Origin of the sequence: Aminobacter anthyllidis (assembly GCF_018555685.1) — a bacterium.
Classification (GTDB): domain Bacteria; phylum Pseudomonadota; class Alphaproteobacteria; order Rhizobiales; family Rhizobiaceae; genus Aminobacter; species Aminobacter anthyllidis.
The window spans coordinates 713,501-730,339 of record NZ_JAFLWW010000003.1; the positions used below are offsets into that span (position 1 = coordinate 713,501).

At 64.0% G+C, this 16,839-nt stretch carries 21 protein-coding genes; 12 read left to right on the plus strand and 9 right to left on the minus strand.

The window, feature by feature from the left end:
* Positions 1-36: 36 nt before the first annotated feature.
* Positions 37-918 carry an NmrA family NAD(P)-binding protein gene (locus J1C56_RS13045; protein WP_214389740.1) on the minus strand — a complete coding sequence of 294 codons (882 nt, stop codon included), beginning with the start codon at positions 916-918 and terminating at the stop codon, positions 37-39.
* Positions 919-999: 81 nt separating this feature from the next.
* Between J1C56_RS13045 and J1C56_RS13050 the strand changes: the two genes are divergently transcribed.
* Complete coding sequence (locus J1C56_RS13050; RefSeq protein ID WP_214390275.1) at positions 1,000-1,926, plus strand: LysR family transcriptional regulator; 927 nt, start codon at positions 1,000-1,002, stop codon at positions 1,924-1,926.
* Positions 1,927-2,044: 118 nt separating this feature from the next.
* On the opposite strand, the gene J1C56_RS13055 is transcribed toward J1C56_RS13050, so the two are convergent.
* Positions 2,045-2,443, minus strand: a complete 399-nt coding sequence (locus J1C56_RS13055; RefSeq protein ID WP_246591335.1) for a GFA family protein — start codon at positions 2,441-2,443, stop codon at positions 2,045-2,047.
* Between the two features lie 602 nt (positions 2,444-3,045).
* Here J1C56_RS13055 and J1C56_RS13060 point away from each other — a divergent pair.
* Both J1C56_RS13060 and J1C56_RS13065 read left to right on the plus strand, forming a co-directional pair.
* Positions 3,046-3,480 (plus strand): hypothetical protein, encoded by a 435-nt coding sequence (locus J1C56_RS13060; protein ID WP_214389743.1) that lies wholly within the window; start codon positions 3,046-3,048, stop codon positions 3,478-3,480.
* A gap of 101 nt (positions 3,481-3,581) precedes the next feature.
* Positions 3,582-3,935 (plus strand): hypothetical protein, encoded by a 354-nt coding sequence (locus J1C56_RS13065; protein ID WP_214389745.1) that lies wholly within the window; start codon positions 3,582-3,584, stop codon positions 3,933-3,935.
* A 62-nt stretch (positions 3,936-3,997) separates the two neighbouring features.
* On the opposite strand, the gene J1C56_RS13070 is transcribed toward J1C56_RS13065, so the two are convergent.
* Entirely contained in the window at positions 3,998-4,456 is a 459-nt protein-coding gene (locus tag J1C56_RS13070) for a Kazal-type serine protease inhibitor domain-containing protein (protein WP_214389746.1), read from the minus strand.
* Between the two features lie 434 nt (positions 4,457-4,890).
* Between J1C56_RS13070 and J1C56_RS13075 the strand changes: the two genes are divergently transcribed.
* From J1C56_RS13075 to J1C56_RS13090, 4 genes are all read left to right on the plus strand, one after another.
* Positions 4,891-5,103 carry a cold-shock protein gene (locus J1C56_RS13075; RefSeq protein ID WP_067959476.1) on the plus strand — a complete coding sequence of 71 codons (213 nt, stop codon included), beginning with the start codon at positions 4,891-4,893 and terminating at the stop codon, positions 5,101-5,103.
* Between the two features lie 227 nt (positions 5,104-5,330).
* The gene (locus J1C56_RS13080; RefSeq protein WP_214389747.1) at positions 5,331-5,741 is read left to right on the plus strand and encodes a hypothetical protein; all 411 of its coding nucleotides are present in this window, start codon (positions 5,331-5,333) and stop codon (positions 5,739-5,741) included.
* 181 nt (positions 5,742-5,922) lie between these two features.
* Positions 5,923-6,135 (plus strand): cold-shock protein, encoded by a 213-nt coding sequence (locus J1C56_RS13085; RefSeq protein WP_018428999.1) that lies wholly within the window; start codon positions 5,923-5,925, stop codon positions 6,133-6,135.
* Positions 6,136-6,340: 205 nt separating this feature from the next.
* Complete coding sequence (locus J1C56_RS13090; protein ID WP_214389749.1) at positions 6,341-6,778, plus strand: BA14K family protein; 438 nt, start codon at positions 6,341-6,343, stop codon at positions 6,776-6,778.
* A gap of 164 nt (positions 6,779-6,942) precedes the next feature.
* Here J1C56_RS13090 and J1C56_RS13095 read toward each other — a convergent pair whose 3' ends face one another.
* The 3 genes from J1C56_RS13095 to J1C56_RS13105 all read right to left on the minus strand — a co-directional run bounded on the left by J1C56_RS13095 (position 6,943) and on the right by J1C56_RS13105 (position 9,085).
* Entirely contained in the window at positions 6,943-7,584 is a 642-nt protein-coding gene (locus J1C56_RS13095) for an MBL fold metallo-hydrolase (RefSeq protein WP_214389751.1), read from the minus strand.
* 164 nt (positions 7,585-7,748) lie between these two features.
* The gene (locus J1C56_RS13100) at positions 7,749-8,039 is read right to left on the minus strand and encodes a hypothetical protein (protein WP_214389753.1); all 291 of its coding nucleotides are present in this window, start codon (positions 8,037-8,039) and stop codon (positions 7,749-7,751) included.
* A gap of 152 nt (positions 8,040-8,191) precedes the next feature.
* Positions 8,192-9,085 (minus strand): branched-chain amino acid aminotransferase, encoded by an 894-nt coding sequence (locus tag J1C56_RS13105; protein ID WP_214389755.1) that lies wholly within the window; start codon positions 9,083-9,085, stop codon positions 8,192-8,194.
* 239 nt (positions 9,086-9,324) lie between these two features.
* Between J1C56_RS13105 and J1C56_RS13110 the strand changes: the two genes are divergently transcribed.
* The 4 genes from J1C56_RS13110 (at position 9,325) to J1C56_RS13125 (ending at position 12,788) form a co-directional block, all read left to right on the plus strand.
* Positions 9,325-9,855: a MarR family winged helix-turn-helix transcriptional regulator gene (locus J1C56_RS13110; protein ID WP_214389764.1), complete on the plus strand. Its 531-nt coding sequence runs from the start codon at positions 9,325-9,327 to the stop codon at positions 9,853-9,855.
* Entirely contained in the window at positions 9,845-10,564 is a 720-nt protein-coding gene (locus J1C56_RS13115; RefSeq protein WP_214389766.1) for a response regulator, read from the plus strand. Before J1C56_RS13110 ends, J1C56_RS13115 begins: the two co-directional genes overlap by 11 nt.
* 127 nt (positions 10,565-10,691) lie before the next feature.
* Positions 10,692-10,931: a hypothetical protein gene (locus J1C56_RS13120; protein ID WP_214389768.1), complete on the plus strand. Its 240-nt coding sequence runs from the start codon at positions 10,692-10,694 to the stop codon at positions 10,929-10,931.
* Positions 10,932-11,375: 444 nt separating this feature from the next.
* Entirely contained in the window at positions 11,376-12,788 is a 1,413-nt protein-coding gene (locus tag J1C56_RS13125) for an ATP-binding protein (protein ID WP_214389769.1), read from the plus strand.
* Here J1C56_RS13125 and J1C56_RS13130 read toward each other — a convergent pair whose 3' ends face one another.
* From J1C56_RS13130 to J1C56_RS13140, 3 genes are all read right to left on the minus strand, one after another.
* Positions 12,789-13,445, minus strand: a complete 657-nt coding sequence (locus J1C56_RS13130) for a methionine ABC transporter permease (RefSeq protein WP_214389771.1) — start codon at positions 13,443-13,445, stop codon at positions 12,789-12,791.
* Positions 13,426-14,511 (minus strand): methionine ABC transporter ATP-binding protein, encoded by a 1,086-nt coding sequence (locus J1C56_RS13135; RefSeq protein ID WP_214389773.1) that lies wholly within the window; start codon positions 14,509-14,511, stop codon positions 13,426-13,428. Before J1C56_RS13135 ends, J1C56_RS13130 begins: the two co-directional genes overlap by 20 nt.
* A 73-nt stretch (positions 14,512-14,584) precedes the next feature.
* Positions 14,585-15,433 carry a MetQ/NlpA family ABC transporter substrate-binding protein gene (locus J1C56_RS13140; protein WP_214389775.1) on the minus strand — a complete coding sequence of 283 codons (849 nt, stop codon included), beginning with the start codon at positions 15,431-15,433 and terminating at the stop codon, positions 14,585-14,587.
* A 299-nt stretch (positions 15,434-15,732) separates the two neighbouring features.
* Here J1C56_RS13140 and J1C56_RS13145 point away from each other — a divergent pair, with 299 nt between their 5' ends.
* Positions 15,733-16,734 (plus strand): glycosyltransferase family 4 protein, encoded by a 1,002-nt coding sequence (locus J1C56_RS13145; RefSeq protein WP_214389777.1) that lies wholly within the window; start codon positions 15,733-15,735, stop codon positions 16,732-16,734.
* Positions 16,735-16,839 lie beyond the last annotated feature (105 nt).

Genomic DNA, 16,839 nt, shown 5'->3' on the forward strand with positions numbered 1-16,839 from the left:
GAGGTCGCGCCTTCGGGCACAGCCTCCACACCTCTCTCAAGCCACGCCGGCTGGTTCAGCCGCTCCAACGATGCGCCTGATCGCAGCCTCAAGCGAAGTCGTGCCACTCCGCTGCTCGTTGCTGTGCTCGCGCACGAACAGGCCGTTGGCTATGCCGTCAAACATGCCGAGAAGCGCGCTAGCCACCTCGCCCGGAACCCCTTCGTCGGCAAGCAGTGCTGCGCGGCGCTCCGCCGGCACCAGCACCGGCGCCACCGGCCGGCCGAGAACATCCGCGAAGGCCGCCGCCACGTCGCCGGCGCTCCAGTCTCCCGGTCCGCTGAGCTCCACCACCCGCTTGCCGCTCCATTCCTCGCCAAGCAAGGTTGCCGCCGTCCGCCCGACATCGATCGTGCTCACCATCGGGATTTTCTGAGCGGGGTCGAGAAAGCTCGGCAGCACGCTTTCCGACGTGACCGTTCCCGCCACCTCACCCCAGGTCTCCAGGAAATAGCCAGAGCGCAGGAAGGCGGTTGCCGGCGCCACCCCGTCAAGCAGTGCCTCGAAGCGGTTGAGGGTGGCGATGACGCCGGTGCCGGAGACATGCTGCGCCCCGATCGACGACAGGACGACGGCCTTGGGCAGGCGTGCCCGCCGTGCCGCATCGGCCAGTGCCACGCCGAGTTCTTCCGTGCGCGCATAGGGATCGCCGCTCACCGGCGGCGGATTGAGCAGGAACGCCGCCTGCGCGCCTTTGAGCGCGTCGCCCATGCCGTCGGCATCCTCTATGCTCGCAACAGCCACCTCAGCGCCGAGCATCGCCCATTTTTCGCCCTGTTCCTTGCGGCGCACAACGACACGCACGGCCTCGCCGCGTTCGATGAGGGCGCGCGCTGCCTCGCCGCCGGCCCGTCCATTTGCTCCAAGCACGACATACATGATTGCCACTCCGGTTTGCTCGATGGAGGAACGGTAAGCGCGGGATTTCCATGCGTCCAATGCATGGTGTATATAGCCAGCATGCGCGAAGTGGATTTACGCCGGCTCGACCTCAACCTGCTGGTAGCGCTAGAGGCGTTGCTCGACGAGAAGAACGTCACGCGGGCCGCACAGCGGCTCGGCATGAGCCAGCCGGCTGCAAGCCGCGCGCTAGGTCGATTGCGCGCGCTGTTTTCGGACGCGTTGTTGGTCGATGGGCCGGGCGGCTATGTCCTTAGCGCCCGTGCGGAAGAGCTGCGCCCCGCTCTTCGCCGAATCCTGGCGGGCGTAAGCGAAATGCTGGAAGGCAACGCATTCGATCCCGCGACGACTACAGGTCGAATCCGGCTTCTGATGCAAGATCTTCAGGCCGCCGTACTCGCGCCGCATCTGCTCGCTCGCCTCGCCCGCGAGGCGCCGTCCCTCGACCTCGACATTGTCGCGCCCGGAACCAACGGCTTCGAAGCTTTGGAGCACGGCACCGCCGATGCAATGGTGGCGCTGATCGACGATGCGCCGGTCGGCATCCAGCGACGCCGCCTCTATGACGAGCAACTCGTCACGATCATGCGGGCGCACCACCCCGCGCTTGCCGGAAAACTCACGCTCGACCGCTTCCTGGCGCTTGAGCATATCGTGGTGAGCGTCACCGGCATCGGAGCGGCGCCTGTTGACGAGGTGCTTGCGCGGATGGGGCGGACGCGGCGGGTCAAGCTGCGCGTGCCGAACTTCTTCGCGGCAGTCGAGATCGCCGCTCGCTCCGATCTCGTCATGACCTTGCCCGCGAGCCTGGCGCGCGTGGCCGCCGACATGAGGCGATTCGTATCGCTGCCTCCGGCGCTCGATCTCGGGCGTTTCACGATGAGCCTTGCCTGGCACGCCCGCCAGCAAGACGCGCCCCGCCACATATGGCTGAGACGCATGATCGTCGCGGCAGCGGCGGATATGTCAGAGGAAGCTGCAAGCTGAGGCCGCAAAATGGGGGACGACGGCCGGTATCGGCCCGGCCTCGAAGGCCAATCAAACGGCCGTGCAACTCAGGTAAGCGGACAAAAGCGGGTTTGGGCTTGCGGCCCTGGGCCTCCCGCTATGAGGTTGCCGGATGCCCCTTTGATTGCTTTGCATCGTCGCAGATTTCGTACCACGACGGCTTTTCGTCAACGAATTCATGGAGGCTGTTCCTGACCTCCAGATCGCTGTCGAGCGCATTGGCCGCGATCGGAAAGCTGTCCATGTCGGACAGGATCTCGCCCAACGACGTGCCGCATATCTTGCAGAAGCATCGTTCATACTTGTAGGGCGCTTTCGGCTGGAACAGCTGGACATGTTCCTGGCCCTCGACCCACCTCAGGTCTTCTTTCCTGACAAATACGATGGTGCTCGCACCAACCTTGCGGCACCTTGAGCAATGACAGGTGCCCATCATCGACGGCTGGCGCAGCAGCTCGAATTTGACTGCTCCGCAGCAACAACTTCCATTGATCATCAGGCGGTTCCCCTGGCCAGGAATGCGAATCCAAAAAGAACAATACGTGAACAAGCAGGATTTCACAATGAGATCAACGGACCTGTCGAAGCGTGGATAAATCCAGACGCAAGATCTCCGCAAACATTTGATCTCACTCGCTTTTCAAAAATATTTGGCGCCGTTTTCTCCACGCCTGGCTGACCGCGCCTATACTTGCCCGCACTGCCCTCGAGGGAACCGGATGCGCACCGGGTGTTCGAAGGAGGGCGGCGGCGACCTCCCGCCTCGGCTACGGTAGCCGAGGCTCCGAGGGCCCGACGACAGGTCGGCGTTTTCCGGTGCCGTGCTCCGCGAATGGAGCATGGCGCGGCAGGGGAATGCGGAGAAGCCGCGGCGATTGTCCATGGAATGTACATGGAGCGGCGCTGTGACCGGCCAACCTCGGGACAGATGCCGGACGTGCGGTCGGTGGGACGCACAAATCTCACCTATGACGAGCGCACCACCGGCCGCCCGTCTTCCCCCATCATGATCCGGCCTTTGCAGGGCGCGGTGCCGCCAGCACGCGCCTGCATGGCAATACACTCGGTCGACCGCCCTGCAACCCCAAGGAGCCGCTCATGCAATACAGCACCGAAGAGCAAATGCCGGATTATGTCCTGGCGGAGATCGAGGATCTCCTTGCCGGCTTGCCTCAGCAACTCGCAGCCCTGTTCGCGCCAAAACCCTGGCCGCGTGCGGAGATGCTGGCGATGGCCCGCCTCATCGCCGCGGAAACAGGCGTCCCCGACCTGTGCGGCGACGTCTTTTGCCGCCGCAGCGGCCTGTGCCGGGCGGAGACGATCGGCGGCAACGGCCCGCCCTGTGCCGAATTCTGGTCCGACGAGGCGCTGACCCGGCTCGAAGGCGGCCTCGATGGGCTTGTGCTGGCATGGATGCTCGCCGAGCGCGCCGACAAGTCGGCCCGCGACCGTCTGGCCGCCCGATCCGGTGAGCCGGCACCGCAGGCTGCCAGACGAAAGGCCATGCCATCGCGACGCGCAAGGAAGCGGTAACCCTGCTGTGGCGAAATGCCGGAATCGCAACGACAGGCCATTGAACTGGCTGGGGCACGGTGCATTTTGGCCGGCAGTTCGCCAGTCCGTGGAGATGATGCATGAAAATGTTGGCCGTTTCGCTCGCAGCCGTCTTGGCAGCCTCGGTCCTGCCGGCGGGCGCTCGTCCGTTATCGGCGCACCGGCAGGCGTCCGAGGGCCTCGTCGTCAAGATCAATGGCTGCCATGGCGACGTCCGCGACGACTACATTCCCGAGATCGGTCGCCGCGCGCCGCATTACCATCTGCGCGGCAGCTGCAGGCCGGTGCTGGTCGAGGGCGAGCGCGAGATACGGCGGCGCCCATCGGCGGATTGCCACCGCGACGTACGCACCCACCGCGTCAACGGTGTCATGCTCAGGCATCGCCATGTCGGCGACGACTGCAGCATTCGCGAGGTGAGAAGCTCGTCCTGAGGAACGCTGTCCCGGCAAAAACCTCCCGGCATTGGCTGCCGGGAGATGTCCGTTCGATGCGCTCAGCAGCCGCTCTGGTCGTCGACGACGCGGTAACCGGCGGAATCGGCCTCGCAGGCATTCGGGAAGGTCCTGAGCGCGCCGCCGCGGCGGCCGCAGACAGGGCGATATTCCCTGGTGCAGAACTGCTCGTTGCCACCCCCGCCGCCGTTCCAGCCGCCACCATTGCCGCCGCCGCCATTCCAGCCGCCGTCGCCGCCGCCACGGCACTCGCCGCCACGGATGATGCGGTAGCCGGCAGCCTCGGCCATGCAGGAATTGGCGAAAGTCTGGCGATCGCCGCCGCGCCGCGCGCAAACCGGGTCATACTCGCGCGTGCAGAACTGCGGGCCCGGGTCGGGGCGCGGCGGACGCGGGCCGGGTCCGGGGCCGTCCTCGACCACCACGCACGACGCCAGCATCAGCGACAGCAACGACGCGACTGTTGCTTTTCGCGCAAAGGTCTTTGCCGAAAAAACCATGGAAATAGCTCCCTCTCGTTCCCGCCCGTGCGGGAATTGTTCCAGCCCCTGCCCCGATCCTCGCGATTCTGTCAACGAATGCAATCGGCAACCGCGCAACTGCGCCCCTCAGGCGCGGCAATCTGGCCAATGGCGGTTTTAGAAATGTCGTATATTTATGCGACGCTGCGAAGTGCCTCCGGCTTAGCCGCGACATCTTGCAACCTACGCGTTTCCATGCAATATCAGTCTCAGTTCGGGCGTTTGCTGACCCGGAGACTGGAACGTTTTGTACGACCCTTTCCCCGATAACTGTGAATCTCTGACGACCCCGTGACTCGGCGGGGGGTTTAATCATGCGCAAATGCATGACCGCCAAGCAAAACCACCGACGTGCCGCCGACGCCAGGCGGTCGGCATGTCCAGACCACTGAACGGGTGAAGGAGTTCTCCCAATGACCCAGACCGGTACCGTAAAGTTCTTCAACGCAACCAAAGGCTTCGGCTTCATCACGCCGGATGGCGGCGCGAAGGACGTTTTCGTCCACATCTCCGCTATCGAGGCTTCGGGCCTGCGCACGCTCGTCGACGGCCAGAAGGTCAGCTTCGACGTCGAGCCAGACCGTATGGGCAAGGGTCCTAAGGCTGTGAACCTCCGCGCCGGCTAAGCCGCGCAAGGTTTTTTGCTTTGAAGAGGGGCGCGGTGGGTTACCACCGCGCCCTTCTTCTTTGGTGGGTGGCTCCGCCACTATCTCTCGCCAAGCCCCACTATGTCTTGCCAAATCAACAAGATAGCCGCGCAACACCAGCCTGCGACGCTCTGGCGACACTTCGCGAACCATGGCATAGTCCGCGTCGGGAGCGAGAAAAGCTTCCCATGCAGAGGAGGCAGACCATGAAGTTGCTGAAGTCTCTGGGCGCGATCCTGCTGGCGGCAGGGCTTGGATATGGCGGGCCGGCAGCGGCCATGCCGGCAGGCGATGCGCCGCAGGCCGAAGGCGGGCTGGTGATCCAGGTCCGCGGTTGCCACGGCGACCCGCAGCGCCATTTCGTTCCCCAGTTCGGCCGCACCGAATGGCATGCCCACCGCCGGCCCGACTGTCGGCCGATCCGGGTCCGCCCGCCAATCCAGGTGCGCGATTGCCATCGCGAGGTGCGCCGCCACTTCCTGCCACGCTACGGCAACGTGCCCCACCGCCATGTCGGACCCAATTGCCGCGTGCGGGTCTACTCCAGGTTCGATCCGCATCGCCCGCGGCCGCCCTCCTGCATCCAGATCGGCCCGATCCGCTACTGCGAATATTAAGCCGGAAACGCTTTCCCTACGGCCACTTAAGCCCGGCATCCTCCGGGCTTAAGTGCTGTTTTCGCGCGCCGCCGGGGCGCGAAACTTTTGCTTGCCGATGACCCAAAAATGAACGACAAATTTCCCCTTCGGGCATTTGCCGGCCCGAAGACTGGAATTGATGGGATCAGAGGAGTTTCCCATGCCGCAGACCGGCACCGTCAAGTTCTTCAATCATGCCAAAGGCTTCGGCTTCATCACGCCGGACGACGGAGCGAAGGATGTCTTCGTTCACATCTCGGCCGTGCAGGCGTCGGGGCTTCCCGGTCTTGAGGATGGGCAGAAGGTTTCTTTCGACACCGAGCCGGACAAGCGCGGCAAGGGTCCCAAGGCCGTCAATCTGACCGTCGGCTGAGAGCCTTCGAAGCGGCCGGAGTTTCATGCTCCGGCCCTGCAACTGCTGCATTCGCCGCAACGCATATTGGCGTTTTTCGGCGGTCGTTTCTTTGACCCTTTGCGCCTGAAAATCTGTTCAGGTTGCGTTCAGGCTCGCTCCCCTAGACATGTTGCCGACGCTAACTTCTGGCCTTGATACGGGCCGGACGGCGAAGGAGACCGACATGAACCGCCTATTCAAGACCCTCGTCCTTTCGGCAGCCGTTGCCGCCACCACGCTGACCGCCCTGCCGGCGGCCGAGGCCGGCGAGCGCTGGCGCCGCCACAACCGCCACGACAACACCGGCGCGATCGTCGCAGCCGGCGCGCTCGGCCTGATCGCCGGCGCGGTGATCGCTGGCAGCAACCGCCCGCAGCCGGTCTATGACGACTATTACGACTACGAGCCGCAGCCGCGCCGGGTCTATCGTCAGGAATACCGCCAGGATTACTACCGCCCTGCCCCGGTGCAACGCCGCGTGGTCTACCGCGAGAGCTATGCCATGGAGCCGTGGACGCCTGAATGGTACAGCTACTGCTCGGACCGCTACCGCAGCTTCAAGCCGCGCAGCGGCACCTTCACCGGCTATGACGGCCTGGAGCACTTCTGCACCGCCAACTGAACGCAGCCACGGGTTTAAGCTGAAGCGGCCTCCCCTGCCCGGCCGCTCCGGCAAGGCCTGAAGCAACGACAAGAACGGCGCCAACCCTGCGGTTGGCGCCGTTTTTCATGACAGGTTTCATGACAGGCAGTCCACCCAACGGCGGCTGGCTGCAATCAGGTCAATTAGACCAGGTAGGGATTGCTGCGGCGCTCGTCACCAAAGCGGCTGCCCGGGCCGTGGCCGCAGATGAAGCCGATGTCGTCGCCAAGCGGCAACAGCTTTTCCTTGATCGAGCGGATCAACGTGTCGTGGTCGCCGCCGTAAAGGTCGGTGCGGCCGACCGAGCCCTGGAACAGCACATCGCCGACATGGGCGAACTTCGCGTCGCGGTTGTAGTAGACGACATGGCCGGGCGCGTGGCCGGGGCAATGCAGCACCTCGAAGACGTGGGAACCGAACGACACGGTCTCGCCCTCGTTCAGGAACCGGTCCGGCGCGCAGTTGCGCACGGAACCATCCATGCCGAATTTCTGCGCCTGGGTCACGAGGTTGTCGAGCAGCGGCTTGTCGGCCTCATGCGGGCCGATGATATCGACGCCGAGCGCTTCCTTGAGTTCCATCGCACCGCCGGCATGGTCGATATGGCCATGCGTCAGCCAGATCGCGGTGATCTTGATGCCGTTGTCCTTGAGCACCGACAGGATGGTTTCGACATCGCCGCCCGGATCGACCACGACGCCGGTCTTGTCGTCGGTATCGAAGAGGATCGTACAGTTCTGCTGGAAGGGCGTAACCGGCACGATCCCGGCATTGAGCTGTCCCATGGCTGGTCCTTTCCTAAGTTGGCCTCGACATAAGGACTGATCAGCGCTTCGTCCATGCACAATCTGGCAGTTGGCTGGTGGGGGTGGGGTTCAGCAGTTTGCCCCTCCCAAAAATGAAATGGGCGGCCGTAGCCGCCCAATCCGCATTCCAGTCTGAAGCGGGATTACTTCTTCATGGCACCCATGATCGCGCCGACGATGGCCGTCACGATGGCGCCGCCGCCAGCACCACCAACCACGTCGCCGAGAATGTCGCTGAGCGCACCTGCCGTTGCCGGATCAGCCGCGCCGCCGAGAAGGCTGCCGAGGATCTGTCCGCCTGCGAGACCGCCGACGCCACCGGCGATCAGCTTCGTCACCTGCCCCATCGCCGCCGTCTTGATCGCCGCGCCGACGGCCTGTCCACCGATAACGCCGGTCACAATTTGTATGATGATAGGAAGAAGCGATTCCATAACAATTCCCTCCAAATTGCATGCCGGCCCTCAGTATGCCGACAGCAACATCAGACCTCGAAATCGGGGAATGTCAAATTGGCCGCGGCCCAAACAAAAAGGGCGGTTCGAAAACCGCCCTTCCGTCGCGTCAATATATTGATTTTGCTTTGTTATTCCGCAGCAATCGCATGCTTTGGCTGAACCGCCGCCGCGTAGTCGTTCATCAGCGTCTTGGCGATTTCGCCGACCTCGAATCGGTACTGACCGATCTCGGAAACCGGCGTCACTTCAGCCGCCGTGCCGGTCAGGAAGCACTGCTCGAAGCCTTCCAGTTCCTCGGGCATGATCACCCGCTCGATGACCTCGAGGCCACGATCCTTGGCCAGACCGATGACCGTGCGACGGGTGATGCCATCGAGGAAGCAGTCGGCCTTAGGCGTGTGGATCTTGCCGTCCTTGACGAAGAAGATGTTCGCGCCGGTTGCCTCGGCCACCTGGCCGCGCCAGTCGAGCATCATCGCGTCGGCATAGCCCTTGGCTTCAGCCGCGTGCTTGGACAGCGTGCAGATCATGTAGAGGCCTGCCGCCTTGGACTTCGAAGGTGCCGTGCGTGGGTCGGGACGGCGCCATTCGGCGATGTCGAGGCGAATGCCCTTCAGCTTCTGCGCCGGGTCGAAGTAGCTCGGCCACTGCCAGATGGCGACGGCGACATTGATGCGGTTCTTGTGGGCGGCGACACCCATTTCCTCGCTGCCGCGCCAGGCGATCGGGCGCACATAGGCGTCCTTGAAGCCCTGCTTCTTCAGCAGTTCACGGCAGGCATCGTCGATCGCCTCGACCGAATAGGGAATGTTGAAGCCAAGGAGCCGCGCCGATTCATGCAGGCGCTCGGTGTGCTCGGTTAGCTTGAAGATCTCGCCGCCATAGGCGCGTTCGCCTTCGAACACCGAGCTTGCATAGTGCAGACCATGGGTTAGTACGTGAATCTTGGCGTCGGCCCACTGGACGAACTCGCCGTTCATCCAGATGAATCCATCGAGCTGGTCGAAAGGAACGGATGCCATGGTAAACCTTCCCGCAGGCGGGAGCCTGCCTATCGTTTCGTATCGTTCTTAATGGCCCGTAAGGGGCCTGCTGGATAAAGCGTAGGCGGGTCAGAATACCAAAGCAAACTCACGATGTTTCGGAAAAAACCATCGTACCTTGCCTTTTCGTTCGCAATCCGCCGAAAAGCTTGGCAAAAATTACCATCGCACCTAATTTATGTCAACAGTGCTGACATAAATTGACGGACAGGAATTCCATGGCACAACGCAGCGGCGCAACCGCCCAACCGATCCGCACCGCCGTGACGGCGGACGAAGGCATCGACTTCTCGATCATCGAGCTGATGTACTTCGCCTATCGCGACTTCACTTCGGACCCGGACCAGATACTCGCCGAATACGGTTTCGGCCGCGCCCACCACCGCGTGCTGCACTTCGTCAACCGACTGCCCGGGCTGACGGTCGCCGAGTTGCTCGACGTGCTCAAGATCACCAAGCAGAGCCTGGCGCGCGTGCTCAAACAGCTTATCGACGCCGGCTACATCGTCCAGGTCCAGGGACCACGCGACCGGCGCCAGCGCGAACTCTATCCGACACCCAAGGGCCGCACATTGACACTGGCGCTGGCGCGGCCACAGTCACGCCGCATCCATGCGGCACTTGAGGGCGCGGGAGAGACCGAGCGTGCCGGAATCGAAAGGTTCCTAAAGGCGATGGTCAATCCTGAATTAAGGGCGCAGATTGATCATCTGCCCGGAAACACGCCGGGGAAAGACCATGGAGAATAACGACAAGACGGCCAATCCGGCCACGCTGGGCGACGATGCTCCGCATCTGCTGGTCGTCGACGACGACACGCGCATCCGCAACTTGCTCAAGCAGTATCTGACCGAGAACGGCTTTCGCGTTACAGTCGCCGGCAATGCCGACGAAGCCAGGCGCAAGCTCGCCGGGCTGGACTTCGACCTTCTCATCCTCGACGTGATGATGCCGGGCGAAAACGGCATCGAGCTGACCAAGTCGCTGCGCGACGAGAAGGACGTGCCGATCCTGATGCTGACGGCGCTGTCGGAAACCGACAGCCGCATCACCGGGCTCGAGGCCGGCGCCGACGACTATCTGCCGAAGCCGTTCGACCCGCGCGAGCTGATCCTCAGGATCAACAACATCCTGCGCCGTGGCGGCCCGGCGACCACGCCGAAGGTCGAACAGCTGGTGTTCGGCCCCTATACCTTCCAGATCGCGCGGCGCGAGCTCAAGCGCGGCGGCGAAGCCCTCAAGCTCACCGACCGCGAGCAGGAAATCCTAGCCATCTTCGCCGCGCGTGCCGGCGAGACCATCCCGCGCCACGAGCTGGTGACGGGCGACTCCGAAGTCGGCGAACGCACGATCGACGTCCAGATCAACCGCCTCCGGCGCAAGATCGAGCGCGATCCAGCCAATCCCGTCTGGCTGCAGACGGTGCGCGGTATTGGGTATCGGCTCAGCGTGGAGTAGAGACCTCCAGCCAGGCACCCTCCCGGCCTTGTTGGAAGACCGGTTGTTGAAGCCGGCTGCTCCATTGTAAGATAGCGCGCCGGCGACGAGACTGCCGCATCAAGCGGGCCGGCGTGGGAGAACGGCCATGTTACGCGCAATTACGCTTGCATTTGCCCTGTCTGTCTTTCCAGCTACCGCTTTCGCCAATTCCTGCCCGAGCATCATGGCGGCGATCGACGCTGCCCTGCCCGCTTCCACCCTTGCGGAGGCGGACATGACGAAGGTCAAGGAACTGCGAGCCAAGGGCGAACAGTTGCACGCATCAGGCGATCACGCGGGATCCGAGGCAGCTCTCAACGAAGCGAAGAAAATACTCGGCATCTGAACACATAGCGTTATCGGGCTGAGTTCCGCAGCCCGCTGCCTCGGTCGTTCATCCAGCAGCGTCGCTGCGGGCGGCTTCAGTGTGCCCATTGGTACTGGAGTCGAGCAAGCTGGAGCCGCCTGCCACGATTGTTTGGCCTCGCGCCAACGCCATTGCTGCGACAGCCGAAGCCTGGAAGGCTGCGCCCTCGGGCAGGAACGCTCTTGTGATACCCCTGACACAGTGTCGGCACAGTTTCCCGCCAATCCTCCCCTGCCTTGGCGAATGCCTCGCCAGGTTTTGGATTTCCATGAAAAAGCCCTATGTTTTCAGCACTGGGCGCGACAGAATTTGACAACGTAAGCTGTTGAACTTCAAAGACAGTTTCAGAACGATCTGGCGTGGGCTAGGATCAAGGCGAGCCGGCCGGCGCGCATCACGGGCTGGCTGCGGACGGAAGAGCGGATGGCAACCACCGAAATGGAACGGCCCGACGGAGGCGGTCTCGGGACACGCGCATGGCGTGCGCTGACGGCTGTGCCGCGCAGCTGGAACCGCTTCTGGCGCCGCGTGTCGCTCTACATGCCGAAGCGGCTTTACGCGCGCTCGCTGCTCATCGTCATCACGCCGATGATCCTGCTGCAATCGGTGGTCGCCTTCGTCTTCATGGAGCGGCACTGGCAGACGGTGACCGTCCGCCTGTCGCAAGCGGTGACACGCGACATCGCCGGCATCATCGACCTGCTCGACACGTTCCCGCAGCCTGAGAGCTATGCGCAGATCATCCGCATCGCGCAGGAACGCATGTCGCTGAAGATCGACCTCCTGCCGCCCGAGCCCCTGCCCCCGCCAGGCCCGAAACCGTTTTTCTCGATCCTCGACCAGGCCCTTTCGACCGAGATCCGCAGGCAGATCAACCGGCCGTTCTGGCTCGACACCGTCGGCAACTCCAACATCGTCGAGGTGCGCGTCCAGCTCGACGACAAGGTGCTGCGCGTCTTCGTCCGCCGCAGCCAGGCATACGCGTCGAACACCCACATCTTCCTGTTGTGGATGGTCGGCACCTCGCTGGTGCTTTTGACGATCGCCATTCCCTTCCTGCGCAACCAGATCCGCCCGATCCTGCAGCTCACCGAAGCGGCCGAGAGTTTCGGCAAGGGCCGGCCGATGCCGCCCAACTTCCGCCCGCGCGGTGCCGAGGAAGTGCGGCGCGCCGGCTTCGCCTTCATCCAGATGCGCGAGCGTATCGAACGCCAGATCGACCAGCGCACGGCGATGCTGACCGGCGTCAGCCACGATCTGCGCACCATCCTCACGCGCTTCAAGCTGCAACTGGCCCTGTCGGGCAGCAAGATTGATCGCGAGGCGCTGAGCCAGGACATCGACGACATGCAGTCGATGCTCGAGGCCTATCTCGCCTTCGCCCGCGGCGAGGCCGCCGAGGACCCGGGGCGCTTCGATCTCACCAGCTATCTCGACAAGCTTGGCGAGGAAGCCAAGCTGCGCAAGCGCAAGCTGAAGGTGACGCTCGTCGGCGAACCCGAGGTGCATGTCCGCCCCAACGCCTTCTCCCGGCTGCTGCAGAACGTCGTCGGCAACGCCTTCCGCTACGCCAAGGAGGTCGAGGTCAAGGCCGTCCACGACCGCGGCATGCTGGTGGTCATGGTTGACGACAACGGCCCCGGCATTCCCGAGGAAAAGCGCGAAGAGGTGTTCAAGCCGTTCTTCCGCCTCGACGAGGCACGCAATCTTGATTCGACGGGCACTGGGCTTGGGCTGGCGGTCGCCCGTGACATCGCCCGCAGCCATGGCGGCGACATCAAGTTGAGCGACAGCCCGCTCGGCGGCCTGCGCGCCATGATCCGCGTGCCGGCCTGATCAGGCGCGGCGGTCAAGCCGCGCCACCATCCTGTCGCCGACCCACTGGATGCCACAGACAAGCACGATCAGCACCGCGACCACCGCAACCATGACAGCCGTCTCGAAGCGCTGGTAGCCATAGCGGATGGCGAGGTCGCCGAGCCCACCTGCCCCGATGGCACCGGCCATGGCCGAAGCGCCGACGAGCGTCACCAGTGTCACCGTGAAGCCGGCGACGATGCCGGGCAGCGCTTCCGGCACCAGCACCTCGCGGATGATCGCCCAGCGGCCGCCGCCCATGGCCCGCACGGCCTCGATCAGGCCGCGGTCGACCTCGCGCAGCGACACCTCGGCGATGCGCGCATAATAGGGCGTGGCGGCAATCGACAGCGGCACGATCGCCGCCCACGTACCAATGGACGTGCCGACAATCAGCCTTGTCAGCGGGATCAGCGCCACCAGCAGGATGATGAAGGGCACCGAGCGGAAGCCGTTGACGACGGCGCCGAGGAGACTGTTGACCCAGCGATTACAGGCTATGCCGCCGCGGTCGGTGGCGACAAGCGCCAGGCCAAGCGGCAGGCCGAACAGAAGCGAGATCAGCCCCGATGCCGCCGTCATCAGCACCGTCTCCCACAGCGAACGCAGGAGCAGTTCAAGCATTGTCTGTGACATAGCCAAGCACCTCTACCCGAGCTTTCCGGGCATTCAGGAATTCGATGGTTTCGGCGACACCGCCTGACGCGGTTTCGACGGCGAGAAAGAGCGTGCCGACCGGCTCGCCCTGGATGGTGTCGATGCCGCCATGGACGAGGCGGAACCGGCCTGGGATCGACGTCGCCAGCTCCGACAACAGCGGGCGGCGCGCCGCCTCGCCTGCTATGTCGACGCGCAAGATCGCCTCGCGCCCGGTGCCGGCGAGCCGGGCGGCGATTGCTTGCGGAAGCTGCGGCCGGATGCCGGCGAGCAGGCTGCGGGCCACCTCCGACTGCGGATCGGCGAAGGTCGACCAAACGGCGCCTTCCTCGACGATGCGTCCGGCATCTATGACCGCGACCCGGTCGGCGATGCTGCGGATGACTTCCATCTCATGGGTGATGAGCAGGATCGTCAGGCCAAGCTTTTGGTTGATGTCCTTGAGCAGCGCCAGGATCGAGCGCGTCGTCTCCGGATCGAGCGCCGAGGTCGCCTCGTCCGAAAGCAGCACCGCCGGACGCGCGGCAAGCGCGCGGGCGATGCCGACGCGCTGTTTCTGCCCGCCCGACAGCGACGCCGGATAGGCCTTGGCCTTGTCGGCGAGCCCGACGAGGTCGAGCAGTTCGGCGGCGCGCTTGAGCCGCTCGGCTTTCGGCAGGCCCTCGATCTTGAGCGGCAAGGCGACGTTTTCCTCGACGGATTTGGCCGACAGCAGGTTGAAGTGCTGGAAGATCATGCCTATGCGCCGGCGCAAGGGCTGCAGCTCGCGCTCGCTAAGTCCTGATATCTCGCGGCCCTCGACGAAGATCTGGCCGCTGTCGGGCCGCTCCAACCCGTTCAGGCAGCGGATCAGCGTCGACTTGCCGGCACCGCTGCGGCCGATGATGCCAAGCACCTCGCCCTTGCGCACGGTAAGCGAAACCCCGTCGACGGCCGGTGTCTGGCCGAAGCGCCGCTTGAGGTCGACGATACGCACAACCGTCTCCGACAGCGCGGTGTCGAAGGGCGGCGGCACGCCTTCGATGGTGGCGAAATGCTGGGTCATCAAATCCCCTCGGGAATGCGGAAGGCGGCCCGCCACACTGGCAGGCCGCCTCCGTTGTTATCAGTCGTCTGGCTCAGTAGGCGGCGACGCCGGTGCCCTTGTAGACGCGGTCGAACTCGGCCTTGACGGTCTCGTTCTGGTAGGCGGCGACAAGCTTCTTGACCCAGCCCTCGTTCTCATTGCCGGTCTTGACCGCAATGAAGTTGCGGTAGGGGTTGTCGGCGACCGGCTCCTGGGCGATGCGGTTGTCGGCGCTCAACCCGCTTTTCAGCGCCCAGTCGGTGTTGACCACCGCCGCATCGAGGTCCTCGACCGAACGGCCGACGATGCCGGCGTCGAGTTCCTTGATCTCGAACTTCTTCGGGTTTTCGACGACGTCGGCGACGGTCGCCAGGATGCCGGTGCCGTCCTTGAGCTTGATCAGGCCGGCATCGGCGAGCACGCGCAGCGCCCGGCCTTCGTTGGACGGATCGTTGGGCACGCCGATGACGGCGGCCTCGGGCAGTGCCTCGACCTTGGCGTGCTTCTTCGAATAGAGGCCGATCGGCCACAGGCCGGTATAGCCGACCGGGGTGATGTGATAGCCCTGCGTCTTGATCTGGTTGTCGAGATAAGGCTGGTGCTGGAAGGCATTGGCGTCGATTTCGCCGCGCTCAAGCGCCTCGTTCGGCTGGGTGTAGTCGTTGAATACGACGGTTTCGATCTCGAGGCCCTGCTTGGCGGCCTCGGCCTTTACCACGCGCCAGACATCCTCGTCCTCGCCGGAGATGATGCCGACCTTGATCGCGGTCTTGTCCTCGGCCAGCGCCTGGTGCGGGACGGTGAAGCTGATGACGGTGACGACGGAGGCGAACAGGGCGGCAAGGGCGCTACGCCGGCTGAACGCATTGCGGTTGGAAAGCGACTTGGTGATCTCGGTCATTTCGAATTCTCGCTGAAGCCGTTGGGAGGATGGCTCGCTCCGCCGATTTGCGAAGCTTGGCCATATCCTCGGCAAACGCCTCCGTTTCGGCAAAGGATCGGATTTCGCGCCAGGCGCGCGGGCAGGAATATCGTCTCAAAGAAAATGCCTGTTCGGGCAGAACCAACCTCGCCTTCGCAGGTGCGAGAAGGACGGGCCGTCATCGGCGCGTCATGCAATGCTGCTCAAAGGCCGACGCAACGAATGGAGGACCGCTGATTCCCGGCAGGCCGGGACGCGGACAATGGGGAAGACGGCCCTTGCGCATCCTGATGGTCACCGACGCATGGCGTCCGCAGATCAACGGCGTCGTGCACACGCTCGAACGGCTCGCCGAAACGCTGACCAAATTCGATGCCGAAGCCGACTTTCTGACGCCGAACATCTTCCGCACGCTGCCGATGCCGACCTACCCCGACATCAGGCTGGCGCTGACGACGCCCGGCAACGTCGCCCGGATCATCGAGAAGCGACGGCCGGACCATGTCCACCTCGTCACCGAGGGACCGCTCGGCATGATGGCGCGGCGCTACTGCCTCGCCAACAAACGCCCATTCACCACCAGCTACCACACACGTTTCCCCGAATATGTCAGCGCCCGCCTGCCGCTGCCCGAGAGCTGGACCTACGGGCTGCTGCGCAACTTCCACAATTCCGGCCAGGGCTGCATGGTCGCGACAAAGTCGCTTGCCGAAGATCTGGCGGCGCGCGGCTTCGAGAAGCTGAGGCCGTGGACACGCGGCGTCGACATCAACCACTTCCACCCCGACAAGAAGGTCGAGATGGACCTGCCGCGGCCGATCTTCCTGTGCGTCGGGCGCATCGCCGTGGAAAAGAACCTGCAGGCGTTTCTCGACCTCGACCTGCCTGGGACCAAGGTGCTCGTCGGCGACGGGCCGGAACTTGAAAGGCTGAAGGCGAAATACCCGGACGCGCATTTCCTCGGCCGGCGGCCGAGCGACGAACTGGCCGAGATCTACGCCTCATCGGACGTCTTCGTCTTCCCCAGCCGCACCGACACCTTCGGCAATGTCATCATCGAGGCGCTGGCCAGCGGCACGCCTGTTGCCGCCTACCCGGTGACGGGTCCGATCGACATCGTCGGCGACGGCATCGGCGGCGTGGTTTCGGACGATCTGCGCGAGGCGGCACTCGCCGCGCTCACGATCGACCGCGCCGAAGCCCGCGAGCGCGCCATGCGCTACACCTGGAATGCCTGCGCCGAGATGTTCCTGGACAATGTGAAGGCGGCCTACCCCTAAGCCTCGAAACCAGGGTAGTCCATGCAGGTCGCCCCTCTCCGCCTCGCTACGCGAGGCACCTCTCCCCAAAGGGGCGAGGAAGCCGACTTGGAGAAGCCGCAGCGT